This window comes from Hydrogenophaga sp., from assembly GCF_018780075.1.
Classification (GTDB): Bacteria; Pseudomonadota; Gammaproteobacteria; order Burkholderiales; family Burkholderiaceae_C; genus Hydrogenophaga.
Window position 1 is genome coordinate 1 of the sequence record NZ_JADMKB010000103.1, and the last position, 11,047, is coordinate 11,047.

The following is an 11,047-nucleotide window of genomic DNA, read 5'->3' on the forward strand; positions in this document are numbered from 1 at the left end:
TCGGGCAGGATCATCGAGCGACGCGACCAGGTCTTGACGGGCTTTTTGTCCTTGGTGGACACGGCCTTCTCCACTTTGGCCATCAGGTGATGGTCAACGAAGGGGCCTTTTTTGAGTGAGCGAGTCATGTTGTCAACCCTTTACTTCTTGCGACGCGAGACGATCATCGACTGCGTGCGGCGGTTGTTGCGGGTGCGGTAACCCTTGGTCAGGTTGCCCCACGGATCCACCGGAGCGCGGCCTTCGCCGGTCTTGCCTTCACCACCACCGTGCGGGTGGTCGATCGGGTTCATCGCGGTACCGCGAACGGTCGGACGGATGCCCATGTGACGCTTCACACCGGCCTTGCCCAGCTGACGCAGGCTGTGCTCGGTGTTGGAGACTTCACCAATGGTGGCGCGGCAGTCCACGTGGACCTTGCGCACCTCGCCAGACCGCATGCGGACCTGGGCGTAGATGCCTTCGCGAGCCAGCAACACGGCCGAAGCGCCAGCGGAACGGGCGATTTGCGCGCCCTTGCCGACTTGCAGCTCGATGCAGTGGATGGTGGAGCCCACGGGGATGTTGCGGATCGGCAGGGTGTTGCCGACACGGATCGGCGACTCCGAGCCGGACAGCAACGTGGCACCCGGCTCAATGCCACGGGGGGCAATGATGTAGCGGCGCTCACCGTCGGCGTAGCACAGCAGCGCGATGTGCGCCGTGCGGTTCGGGTCGTATTCGATGCGCTCGACCTTGGCCGGGATGTTGTCCTTGTTGCGACGGAAGTCGACCACGCGGTAGTGGTGCTTGGCACCGCCGCCCTTGTGGCGAACCGTGATGTGACCGTTGTTGTTGCGGCCAGCCTTCTGATGCTGGGGTTCCAACAGCGGCGCGTAACCGTCACCCTTGTGCAGGTGGTCACGCGTGACCTTCACCATGCCGCGACGGCCTGGTGAGGTGGGTTTCATCTTGATGACTGCCATGATTAAACGCCCTCCCCGCCGAAGTTCAGCTCTTGACCCGGCATGAGGGTCACATACGCCTTGCGAACGTGGTCGCGACGACCCACCGTTTTGCCGAAGCGTTTGGCCTTGCCTTTTTGGTTGAGCACGGACACGCCCTTGACCTGGACCTTGAACATCAGTTCAACAGCGGCCTTGATCTCGGGCTTGGAAGCATCGCGCAACACCTTGAACATCACGGCGTTGGTCTGCTCGGCGACCTGGGTGGCCTTCTCGGACACGATCGGTGCCACGAGGACCTGCATCAGGCGGCCTTCGTCGTATTTTGTGACGCTCATGCGAACATCTCCTTGAGCTGGTCAATCGCCGCCTTGGTGACGATGACCTTCTTGTAATGCACCAGCGACAGCGGATCGGCGTAACGCGGCTCGACCACCAGCACGTTGGGCAGGTTGCGCGAGGCGAGGTACAGGTTCTCGTCGACTTCTTCGGCGATCACCAGAACCGATTGCAGGTTCATGGCCTTGAACTTGTCGGCCAGCTGCTTGGTCTTGGGCGAGTCCACCTTCATGGAGTCGACCACGGCCAGACGGCCTTCACGCACCAGCTGCGAGAAGATGGACGCCATGCCGGCGCGGTACATCTTCTTGTTGATCTTCTGGGTGAAGTTCTCGTCCGGGCTGTTCGGGAAAATCCGACCACCGCCACGCCACAGGGGCGAAGACGTCATACCGGCGCGGGCGCGGCCCGTGCCTTTTTGCTTGAACGGCTTCTTGGTCGAGTGCTTGACCATCTGACGGTCTTTTTGTGCACGCGTGCCTTGACGGGCGTTCGCCTGGTAAGCCACCACGAGTTGGTGGATCAGGGCTTCGTTGTAATCGCGACCAAACACGGTCTCAGGCACGTCCACGTTGGACGATGACTGACCCTGGTCGTTCAGGAGTTCAACTTGCATCAGTTTGCTCCCTTGGATTTGGCCTTGATGGCAGGACGCACGGTCAGGAAACCGCCGTTCGAGCCGGGCACAGCGCCACGGATCATGAGCAGTTGACGGGCTTCGTCCACGCGCACGATGTCGAGGTTCTGAATGGTCTTGGTGTCATCGCCCATGTGACCGGTCATCTTCTTGCCCGGAAACACGCGACCCGGATCCTGGGCCATGGAGATGGAACCTGGCACGTTGTGCGAACGGCTGTTGCCGTGCGACGCGCGCTGGGATTTGAAGTTGTGGCGCTTGATGGTGCCAGCGAAGCCTTTACCGATGGAAGTGCCTTGCACGTCCACCTTCTGGCCAGCCGCGAACACCACATTGGCAGCGACCACAGCACCGGGCTGGTACTGGGCGGCCACGTCGGCAGCGACACGGAATTCCTGGATGATTTCACCCGCTTCAACACCGGCCTTGGCCAGGTGGCCCGCAATGGGCTTGGTGACGCGGGAGGCACGGCGGGCACCAAAGGTGACCTGCAGCGCATCGTAGCCATCGTTGGCTTGGGTTTTCACTTGCGTCACACGGTTGTTGGACACATCGACCACCGTGACAGGCACTGCGTCCCCGTCATCGGTGAACAGACGCATCATGCCCACCTTGCGACCCAACAACCCGAGGGAGTTGCTAAGACTCATTGTTTTCTCCGTTCCCGACTTCAATTGGCCGGGGCTGATGGTGTGCCCGTCAGCGCCTTGCGGCACCGCTGCGACACGTTGTTAAGGCATACCCGATTGGATAGCGCCGAAAAACGAATATCTCTCGGACAAGAAGCCCGAAAGCCCGCCAGTATAACCAGCGGGCTCTTTTTGCGCAAGCCCCGCAGACACGGAGCTTGCCAACCGCATCACTGCAGCTTGATTTCGACGTCCACGCCAGCCGGCAGGTCCAGCTTCATGAGGGCATCGACCGTCTTGTCGGTCGGATCGACGATGTCCATCAGGCGCTGGTGCGTGCGAATTTCCAGCTGATCGCGCGAGGTTTTGTTGACGTGCGGCGAACGCAGGATGTCGAAACGCTTCATGCGGGTTGGCAGGGGCACGGGGCCCTTGACGATCGCACCGGTGCGCTTGGCGGTATCCACGATCTCGGCGGCCGAGGTGTCGATCAGTTTGTAGTCAAACGCTTTCAGGCGGATGCGGATCTTTTGCTTGGAAGACATGTGTGTGCTCCTTACGCAATGATCTTGGCAACGACACCGGCGCCGACGGTGCGACCACCTTCGCGGATGGCGAAGCGCAGGCCTTCTTCCATGGCGATGGGGTTGATCAGCTTGACCGTGATCGACACGTTGTCACCCGGCATCACCATCTCTTTGCCTTCGGGCAACTCGATGGCACCGGTCACGTCCGTCGTGCGGAAGTAGAACTGCGGGCGGTAGTTGTTGAAGAACGGCGTGTGACGGCCACCTTCGTCTTTGGACAGCACGTAGATCTCGCCGGTGAAGTGCGTGTGCGGCTTGATCGAGCCGGGCTTGCACAGCACCTGGCCGCGCTGCACGTCTTCGCGCTTGGTGCCGCGCAGCAGGATACCGACGTTGTCGCCAGCCTGACCCTGGTCCAGCAGCTTGCGGAACATTTCCACGCCCGTGCAGGTCGTCTTCTGGGTGTCAGCAATGCCGACGATCTCGATTTCTTCGCCGACCTTGATGATGCCGCGCTCGATACGACCGGTCACCACGGTGCCGCGACCCGAGATCGAGAACACGTCTTCCACAGGCATCAGGAAGGCGCCGTCCACAGCGCGCTCAGGCAGGGGAATGTAGGTGTCCAGCGCCTCGGCCAGCTTCATGATGGCCTCTTCGCCCAGCGGACCCTTGTCGCCTTCGAGGGCGAGCTTGGCAGAGCCGTGCACGATGGGGGTCTTGTCGCCAGGGAAGTCGTACTTGTCGAGCAGTTCGCGCACTTCCATTTCGACGAGCTCGAGCAGCTCGGCATCGTCCACCATGTCGCACTTGTTCAGGAACACGATGATGTAAGGCACACCCACCTGACGGGCCAGCAGGATGTGCTCGCGGGTCTGGGGCATGGGGCCGTCAGCGGCCGAGCACACCAGGATGGCGCCGTCCATCTGGGCGGCACCGGTGATCATGTTCTTCACATAGTCAGCGTGGCCGGGGCAGTCGACGTGGGCGTAGTGGCGGTTGGCCGTCTCGTATTCCACGTGGGCGGTGTTGATGGTGATGCCGCGGGCTTTTTCTTCCGGAGCCGCATCGATCTGGTCGTAGGCCTTGGCCGCGCCACCGAACTTGGATGCCAGCACGGTGGTGATGGCTGCCGTCAACGTCGTCTTGCCATGGTCCACGTGACCAATGGTGCCCACGTTCACGTGCGGCTTGGTCCGCTCAAATTTCTCTTTTGCCATTTTTCAGCTCCAAATCAAAACTGCCGAAACAACCAAAACACTTGCAAACAACTGGTGCCCTTGGCGGGAATCGGACCCGCGACCTCTCCCTTACCAAGGGAGTGCTCTACCACTGAGCCACAAGGGCCAAGACACCCAGCCAACGACCAGGCATCCCAGAAAATCAAATCGCCGCCTCAAGGACGGACATCACAACCCACAGACATGGAGCGGGAGACGGGAATCGAACCCGCGTGATCAGCTTGGAAGGCTGGAGTTCTACCATTGAACTACTCCCGCCCGAACCCTTTCGGAACAACCCGAAACATTCAGAGCGCTTTGATTCCAATCGCTCGCACATCAAAAAGGCTGCTGGTGGAGGGGGCTGGATTCGAACCAGCGTACGCGTTAGCGGGCAGATTTACAGTCTGCTGCCTTTAACCACTCGGCCACCCCTCCGTAATGCAGCCCAACATTATGCCACGGTTTTTGCCGCCATGTCAGCTTCCTCCACTGACTTCCAAGAGACTTCCGGCAAGCCCTTGGCACGCAACCAGCGGTTGGCCTCGCCAAAGTGGCCACAACCCAGGAACGGGACGGGACCGCGACTCGCTGACAAGGGGGAAGGATGGTTGGAACACAACACCAGGTGGCGCTCTCGGTCGATGTCCTGCGCCTTCTTCTGGGCGTGGGCGCCCCAGAGCATGAAGACCTTGGGCGGGCCGAACGCACTGCAGCGACGGATCACAGCGTCAGTGAGCACCTCCCAACCTTGACCCGCGTGGCTGGCGGGCCGTCCATCTTCCACGGTCAGGCAGGTGTTGAGCAACAGCACCCCCTGGCGCGCCCAGCCGACCAGCGAGCCGCTCCCTGGCACCGGCAGGCTCAGGTCGCGCCGTTGCTCCTTGAAGATGTTGCGCAGGCTCGGCGGCACCTTGACCCCCGGCGCGACAGAAAACGCGAGACCCTCGGCCTGCCCAGGGCCGTGGTAGGGGTCCTGTCCCAGAATCACCACCCGAATCTCCTCCGGGGCCGTCAGTTCCAGCCCTCGGAGCGGTTGTGGTGGATACACCACGGCACCTTCATCCAGGCGTCGGCGTAAAAACCCCACCAACGTCCGCCCAGCCTCGGAGGACCAGAAATCAGTGAGCACATCGGCCCAGCCCGGGTCGGCCGCCCATGTGCTCGGGTCTGCACGCCGGAGCCGATCGACACCCTGCAGGGGCGCGGCAGCATCCCAGTCGAAGGCGGTCTGTGTCACGGTCACTCAGGCAAACAGCTCGGCCAACGCCAACCCGGGCTCCGGCGCGCGCATGAAAGCCTCGCCCACCAGGAAGGCGTGCACGCCCGCAGCACGCATCTTCGTGACGTCGTCACGGCCCAGAATGCCCGACTCGGTGATCAGCAGGCGGTCGGCCGGCACGTCGGAGAGCATGTCCAGCGTGGTCTGCAGCGTCACGTCAAACGTTCGCAGGTTGCGGTTGTTGATGCCGAGCAGCGGCGTCTTGAGTTTCAGCGCGCGCTGCAATTCGGCACGGTCGTGCACTTCGACCAGCACCGCCATGTTCAGGCCCAGCGCCAGCGCTTCCAGATCGGCCATTTGCGCGTCGTCCAGACAGGCGGCGATCAGCAGAATGGCGTCTGCCCCCATGGAGCGGGCTTCGTACACCTGGTAGGGGTCCACCATGAAGTCCTTGCGCAGCACCGGCAGGTCGCAACTGGCACGGGCCTGCTTCAGGTAGTCCGAACTGCCCTGGAAGAACTGCTTGTCGGTCAGCACCGACAGGCAGGCCGCGCTGACTTTGCCATCGCCTTCGGCGTAGCTCTGGGCGATGTCGGCCGGGATGAAGTCTGCGCGCAGCACACCCTTGCTCGGGCTGGCTTTCTTGATCTCGGCGATCACCGCAGCCTGGCCGGCGGCGATTTTTTGCCGCAAGGCACCTTCGAAGTCGCGCGTGAGCACACGGCTTTCTGCGTCGAAACGCACCATGTCGAGTGGCTTCTTGCGTTGGGCGGCAGCGATTTCTTCGTGCTTGACGGCCACGATCTTGTTCAGGATGTCGCTCATGATCTTTTGTTTTCCGGGGGTGGTGGCGCTTGCAGCACCTTCTTGATGACGCGGTGTATCAACACACCGGCCACGATGAACAGCAACGAGACGCCGATGGCGATCCAGGCGCCTTCGTTTTGCAACCAGACGGGCATGATGGGTCTCAGGGGCCGGTGCTGGCCGTGGCGGCTTGGGTGAAATCCGTCAGATCGCGCAACTTCCGGGCGGCGGCGCCGGATTCGACGGCACGACGGGCCAGCCCGATGCCCTCCTTGATGTCCGCGGCCACATTGGCGGCGTACAGCGCCACACCGGCGTTGAGCGCCACGATGTCTTTCGCGGCCTTGAGGGCCGGGTCATCGCTGTTGTCCAACACGCCCACCAGCATCGCCTTGGAGGCCTCGGGCGTTTCCACCCGCAAGGTGCGGCTGCTGGCCATGGTCATGCCGAAGTCCTCCGGATGCACCTCGTATTCGGTGATCTCGCCATGCTTCAACTCGCCCACCATGGTTCCCGCGCCGAGCGACACCTCGTCCATGCCGTCGCGGCCATAGACCACCACGGCGTGTTCGGCACCCAGGCGCTGCAGCGCGCGCACCTGGATACCGACCAGATCGGGGTGGAACACGCCCATCAGGATGTTCGGTGCCGAGGCCGGGTTGGTGAGCGGACCGAGGATGTTGAAGATGGTCTTCATGCCCAGCTCGCGGCGCACCGGCGCCACGTTTTTCATGGCCGGATGGTGGTTCGGCGCGAACATGAAACCCACACCCACCTGCGCGATGCATCGCGCGATGGCGTCGGGGGAAAGGTTGATGTTGATGCCCAGGCTCTCCAGCACATCGGCGCTGCCGCTCTTGCTGGACACGCTGCGCCCGCCGTGTTTGCTGACCTTGGCGCCCGCGGCCGCGGCCACGAACATGGAGCAGGTGGAGATGTTGAAGGTGTGCGAGCCGTCGCCACCGGTGCCCACGATGTCCACCAGGTGGGCCTTGTCGGCCACATGCACCTTGGTGGAGAACTCGCGCATCACCTGCGCGGCGGCGGTGATTTCGCCGATGGTTTCCTTCTTCACGCGAAGCCCGGTGATGAGGGCTGCCATCATCACCGGCGACATCTCGCCACTCATGATCAGGCGCATCAGGTGCAGCATCTCGTCGTGGAAGATTTCGCGGTGTTCGATGGTGCGCTGCAGGGCTTCCTGCGGTGTGATCTTGTGGGTGTGGGGCATGGGTGTCTCCAAGGGTCAGCGAGAAGGATTGTCCGACAGGGCGAGCTTCAGGCCAAAGCCGACGAACATGGCGCCGGCCGCGCGGTCCATCCAGTGCATGGTGCGCTGCACGGCGCCCACGCGGCGCGAGGCCCAGCCGGCGAGCCAGGCGTAACCGAAGTTGATGGGCAGCGAGTTGAGGTTGAACAGCAGGCCCAGCAGCAGGAAGGCCACCACCTTGTCGGGCGTGCCAGGCGCGATGAACTGAGGCACAAACGCCAGGAAAAACAGCGCGACCTTGGGATTGAGCACGTTGGTGAGAAAGCCTCTCAGGTAAACGCGGCGCAGATCAGCCGGCTCACGAACCGGGGCTGCACCGGACGGGACGATGGACGAGCCTCCGCCCTTGGCCAGCAACAGCTTGACGCCCATCCACATCAAATAAGCGGCGCCGATCCACTTGAGCACCGTGAAGGCCGTGGCCGAGGTGGCGAGCAGCGCGCCCACACCCAGCGCGGCAGCGAACACATGGACGAAACAGCCGCTGACGATGCCCAGCGCGGCGACGATGCCGGCACGCACGCCGTGCTTCAGGGCGCTGCTCACGATGTAGAGCACATCGGGCCCGGGCGTGAGGTTGAGCAGCCAGCCTGCCGCAATGAACATCAGGAGTTGCGGGGTGTCGGGCACGGTGCGCTCCTGTCGGGTGTTCAGTAGGGGCCGGTGCGCCCCGCGCCGGCCGGCGCAGCGGGGGCTTCGGCGAAGAATCGGCGCACGGTGGCGATGGCGTGATCAATGCCCGCCGTGTCCACATCGAGATGGGTCACGAAGCGCAGGCCGATCAGGCCCGTGGCCAGCACGCCATTCGCTTTCAGAAAATCCAGCAGCGCCGGGCCACGGCCTTCGGCGACATCGACGAACACGATGTTGGTTTGCGCCGAGCGAACCGCCAGACCCTCAAGGCCCTGAAGACCTTCCGCGAGCCGTCGCGCGTTGGCGTGGTCGTCGGCAAGCCGGTCCACGTGGTGGTCCAGTGCGTGCAGTGCGCAGGCGGCCAGCAGCCCCGCCTGGCGCAAGCCGCCACCGGCCATCTTGCGGAGACGGCGAGCACTCTGGATCAGCTCCTTTGAACCACACAACGCGGAGCCCACCGGTGCGCCCAGGCCTTTGCTGAAACAGACCGAAAGGCTGTCGAACTGGTCGGCGATCTCGCGCAGGCGGTCGAAGGCGCCCTGCCCTGCCGCGGCCGAAGCGACCGCCGCATTGAACACCCGTGCGCCGTCCAGGTGCGTGGCCAGCCCGTGTTCACGCGCCAGCGCCGTGGCCCCGCGCAGGTACTCATCGGGCATCACGTGGCCGTTCCAGGTGTTTTCCAGACACAGCAGGCGGGTGCGCGCGAAGTGCGGATCGTCGGGCTTGATGGCGGCAGCGATGTCGGCCAGCGCCATGCGCCCCTGTGCGTCCTGCAACAGCGGCTGCGGCTGCACGCTGCCAAACACCGCCGCGCCACCGCCTTCGTAGCGGTAGGTGTGGGCCAGCTGGCCGACGATGTACTCGTCGCCCCGGCCGCAGTGCGCCAGGATGCCGCAGAGGTTGCTCTGCGTGCCCGAGGGCATGAACAGCGCGGCGGCTTTGCCGGTGATGGCTGCAATGCGCTCCTGCAGCGCGTTGACGGTGGGGTCGTCGCCGAACACGTCGTCGCCCAGGGGCGCGGCCATCATGGCGGCGCGCATCGCCTCGGTCGGCTGCGTGACGGTGTCGCTGCGCAGGTCAATGGTCTTCATGCGGTCTGCTCCAGGAAATTTTTCAACATCGCATGGCCGTGCTCGGTGAGGATGCTTTCGGGGTGGAACTGCACGCCTTCGATGGCCAGGGTCTTGTGCTTCACGCCCATGATCTCGCCGTCGGGCGTCCAGGCCGTGACTTTCAGGCAGTCGGGGCAGCTCTCGCGCTCAATGGCCAGCGAGTGGTAGCGATTCACCGTGAACTGCTCGGGCAGGTGGGCGAACACGCCTTCCTGCGTGGTGGAGATGACGCTGGTCTTGCCGTGCATCAGCTCCTGCGCACGGATGATCTTGCCGCCAAAGGCCGCGCCGATGCTCTGGTGGCCCAGGCACACGCCGAGGATGGGCAGCTTGCCCGCGAAATGCTGGATCGCCGCGACCGAGATGCCGGCTTCGGCCGGCGAGCACGGGCCGGGGGAGATCACCAGACGGTCAACCTGCCCCGCGTCCACACGGCGCTGGATCTCGTCGACAGTGATCTCGTCGTTGCGCACCACGGTCACGTCGGCACCGAGCTCACCGAAGTACTGCACGATGTTGTAGGTGAAGGAGTCGTAGTTGTCGACCATCAAAACCTTGACGCCCCCACTCTCCCCCGCTGCGCGTGGTCCGCTGCCCCCCGAGGGGGCTTGAACGCCTTGGGGCGGCCCGGCGTCGTTCATGTTTTGGATTTTCTTCGTCATGGCGTTCACTCCAGCCCTTCTTCCACCAGCTCCGCCGCACGCAGCAGCGCGCGGGCCTTGTGTTCGGTTTCCCTCCATTCCATTTCGGGAATGGAATCAGCGACCACACCCGCTGCCGCCTGCACGTAGAGCATCTGGTCCTTGATGATGCCGGTGCGGATGGCGATGGCCACGTCCATGTCGCCGGCGTAGCTGAGGTAACCACAGGCGCCGCCGTAGAGCCCGCGCTTGGTGGGCTCCAACTGGTCGATCAGCTCCATCGCGTGCACCTTGGGCGCGCCGGTCAGCGTGCCGGCCGGGAAAGTGGCTTTCAACACGTCCATGTTCGTCATGCCGTCCAGCAGCGTGCCTTCGACGTTGCTCACGATGTGCATCACGTGGCTGTAGCGCTCGACCGCAAAGGCCTCGGTCACCTTCACGCTGCCGATCTTCGCGATGCGGCCGATGTCGTTGCGCGCCAGGTCGATCAGCATCACGTGTTCGGCCCGCTCTTTCGGGTCGTTCACCAGTTCAACCTCGGTCGCCTTGTCCTTCTCGGGCGTGGCGCCGCGCGGGCGGGTACCCGCCAAGGGTCGGATGATCACTTTCTGACCCTCGTCCACCTGTTCCTGGCGCACCAGGATTTCAGGGGAGGCGCCCACCACGTGGAAGTCGCCGAAGTGGTAGTAATACATGTAGGGCGAAGGGTTCAGCGAACGCAGGGCGCGGTACAGGCTGAGCGGGCTTTCGGTGTAGCGCTTCTTGATGCGCTGACCCACCTGCACCTGCATGAAGTCGCCGCCGGCGATCAGCTCCTTGGCGCGCTCCACGGCGGCAATGTAGTCGGCCTTGGCGAAATCGCGCTCGGCCGGGTAGCTCTGGCTGGGCTTGACCACCGGCGCGCTCACCGAGTATTTCAGCGCCTCTTTCAGCTCACGCACCCGCTTCTTGGCGTTGGCGTAGGCCTCGGGCTGGGCCGGGTCGGCGTAGACGATCAGGTAAAGCTTGCCTGAGAGGTTGTCGATGACCGCCAGTTCCTCGCACTGCAGCAGCAGGATGTCGGGCG

General features: G+C 63.5%; 15 protein-coding genes and 3 tRNA genes. All 18 read right to left on the bottom strand.

Annotation, left to right across the window (positions count from 1 at the left end):
* Positions 1 to 128: ribosomal protein S19 family protein (locus IV088_RS17060; RefSeq protein WP_291104651.1), on the bottom strand; the 128-nt coding region annotated here is incomplete at its 3' end.
* Positions 129 to 140: 12 nt separating this feature from the next.
* Positions 141 to 965 carry a 50S ribosomal protein L2 gene (gene rplB, locus IV088_RS17065; RefSeq protein ID WP_291104625.1) on the bottom strand — a complete coding sequence of 275 codons (825 nt, stop codon included), beginning with the start codon at positions 963 to 965 and terminating at the stop codon, positions 141 to 143.
* A gap of 2 nt (positions 966 to 967) precedes the next feature.
* Positions 968 to 1,282 carry a 50S ribosomal protein L23 gene (gene rplW / locus IV088_RS17070; RefSeq protein WP_056266794.1) on the bottom strand — a complete coding sequence of 105 codons (315 nt, stop codon included), beginning with the start codon at positions 1,280 to 1,282 and terminating at the stop codon, positions 968 to 970.
* Positions 1,279 to 1,899 carry a 50S ribosomal protein L4 gene (rplD, locus tag IV088_RS17075; protein ID WP_056266799.1) on the bottom strand — a complete coding sequence of 207 codons (621 nt, stop codon included), beginning with the start codon at positions 1,897 to 1,899 and terminating at the stop codon, positions 1,279 to 1,281. Before rplD ends, rplW begins: the two co-directional genes overlap by 4 nt.
* Entirely contained in the window at positions 1,899 to 2,570 is a 672-nt protein-coding gene (gene rplC, locus IV088_RS17080; protein WP_291104628.1) for a 50S ribosomal protein L3, read from the bottom strand. The genes rplD and rplC overlap by 1 nt, the downstream gene beginning before the upstream one ends.
* A 209-nt stretch (positions 2,571 to 2,779) precedes the next feature.
* The gene (gene rpsJ / locus IV088_RS17085; RefSeq protein ID WP_068174613.1) at positions 2,780 to 3,094 is read right to left on the bottom strand and encodes a 30S ribosomal protein S10; all 315 of its coding nucleotides are present in this window, start codon (positions 3,092 to 3,094) and stop codon (positions 2,780 to 2,782) included.
* An 11-nt stretch (positions 3,095 to 3,105) separates the two neighbouring features.
* Entirely contained in the window at positions 3,106 to 4,296 is a 1,191-nt protein-coding gene (gene tuf, locus IV088_RS17090; protein ID WP_236963341.1) for an elongation factor Tu, read from the bottom strand.
* Positions 4,297 to 4,348: 52 nt separating this feature from the next.
* Positions 4,349 to 4,423: transfer RNA gene (locus IV088_RS17095), tRNA-Thr, on the bottom strand.
* 78 nt (positions 4,424 to 4,501) lie between these two features.
* Positions 4,502 to 4,575: transfer RNA gene (locus tag IV088_RS17100), tRNA-Gly, on the bottom strand.
* 73 nt (positions 4,576 to 4,648) lie between these two features.
* Positions 4,649 to 4,734, bottom strand: a tRNA-Tyr gene (locus IV088_RS17105).
* A gap of 16 nt (positions 4,735 to 4,750) precedes the next feature.
* Positions 4,751 to 5,497 (bottom strand): uracil-DNA glycosylase, encoded by a 747-nt coding sequence (locus tag IV088_RS17110; RefSeq protein WP_291104654.1) that lies wholly within the window; start codon positions 5,495 to 5,497, stop codon positions 4,751 to 4,753.
* A 45-nt stretch (positions 5,498 to 5,542) separates the two neighbouring features.
* Positions 5,543 to 6,343, bottom strand: a complete 801-nt coding sequence (gene trpC, locus IV088_RS17115) for an indole-3-glycerol phosphate synthase TrpC (protein WP_291104632.1) — start codon at positions 6,341 to 6,343, stop codon at positions 5,543 to 5,545.
* The gene (locus IV088_RS17120) at positions 6,340 to 6,480 is read right to left on the bottom strand and encodes a hypothetical protein (protein ID WP_291104635.1); all 141 of its coding nucleotides are present in this window, start codon (positions 6,478 to 6,480) and stop codon (positions 6,340 to 6,342) included. The genes trpC and IV088_RS17120 overlap by 4 nt, the downstream gene beginning before the upstream one ends.
* A gap of 8 nt (positions 6,481 to 6,488) precedes the next feature.
* The gene (gene trpD, locus IV088_RS17125) at positions 6,489 to 7,556 is read right to left on the bottom strand and encodes an anthranilate phosphoribosyltransferase (RefSeq protein ID WP_291104638.1); all 1,068 of its coding nucleotides are present in this window, start codon (positions 7,554 to 7,556) and stop codon (positions 6,489 to 6,491) included.
* 15 nt (positions 7,557 to 7,571) lie between these two features.
* Complete coding sequence (locus tag IV088_RS17130) at positions 7,572 to 8,225, bottom strand: LysE family translocator (protein WP_291104643.1); 654 nt, start codon at positions 8,223 to 8,225, stop codon at positions 7,572 to 7,574.
* Positions 8,226 to 8,245: 20 nt separating this feature from the next.
* Positions 8,246 to 9,319 (bottom strand): low-specificity L-threonine aldolase, encoded by a 1,074-nt coding sequence (gene ltaE / locus IV088_RS17135; protein WP_291104645.1) that lies wholly within the window; start codon positions 9,317 to 9,319, stop codon positions 8,246 to 8,248.
* Positions 9,316 to 9,888 (bottom strand): aminodeoxychorismate/anthranilate synthase component II, encoded by a 573-nt coding sequence (locus IV088_RS17140; RefSeq protein WP_291104657.1) that lies wholly within the window; start codon positions 9,886 to 9,888, stop codon positions 9,316 to 9,318. Before IV088_RS17140 ends, ltaE begins: the two co-directional genes overlap by 4 nt.
* 119 nt (positions 9,889 to 10,007) lie before the next feature.
* On the bottom strand, positions 10,008 to 11,047 hold a 1,040-nt coding region (locus IV088_RS17145; RefSeq protein ID WP_291104648.1), incomplete at its 5' end, for an anthranilate synthase component I family protein.

What these genes read in the sequence shown, in the direction of transcription:
- rplB (WP_291104625.1), bottom strand. Translation starts at nt 965, where the DNA reads ATGGCAGTCATCAAGATGAAACCCACCTCACCAGGCCGTCGCGGCATG.
- rplW (WP_056266794.1), bottom strand. Translation starts at nt 1,282, where the DNA reads ATGAGCGTCACAAAATACGACGAAGGCCGCCTGATGCAGGTCCTCGTG.
- rplD (WP_056266799.1), bottom strand. Translation starts at nt 1,899, where the DNA reads ATGCAAGTTGAACTCCTGAACGACCAGGGTCAGTCATCGTCCAACGTG.
- rplC (WP_291104628.1), bottom strand. Translation starts at nt 2,570, where the DNA reads ATGAGTCTTAGCAACTCCCTCGGGTTGTTGGGTCGCAAGGTGGGCATG.
- rpsJ (WP_068174613.1), bottom strand. Translation starts at nt 3,094, where the DNA reads ATGTCTTCCAAGCAAAAGATCCGCATCCGCCTGAAAGCGTTTGACTAC.
- tuf (WP_236963341.1), bottom strand. Translation starts at nt 4,296, where the DNA reads ATGGCAAAAGAGAAATTTGAGCGGACCAAGCCGCACGTGAACGTGGGC.
- trpC (WP_291104632.1), bottom strand. Translation starts at nt 6,343, where the DNA reads ATGAGCGACATCCTGAACAAGATCGTGGCCGTCAAGCACGAAGAAATC.
- IV088_RS17120 (WP_291104635.1), bottom strand. Translation starts at nt 6,480, where the DNA reads ATGCCCGTCTGGTTGCAAAACGAAGGCGCCTGGATCGCCATCGGCGTC.
- trpD (WP_291104638.1), bottom strand. Translation starts at nt 7,556, where the DNA reads ATGCCCCACACCCACAAGATCACACCGCAGGAAGCCCTGCAGCGCACC.
- ltaE (WP_291104645.1), bottom strand. Translation starts at nt 9,319, where the DNA reads ATGAAGACCATTGACCTGCGCAGCGACACCGTCACGCAGCCGACCGAG.
- IV088_RS17140 (WP_291104657.1), bottom strand. Translation starts at nt 9,888, where the DNA reads ATGGTCGACAACTACGACTCCTTCACCTACAACATCGTGCAGTACTTC.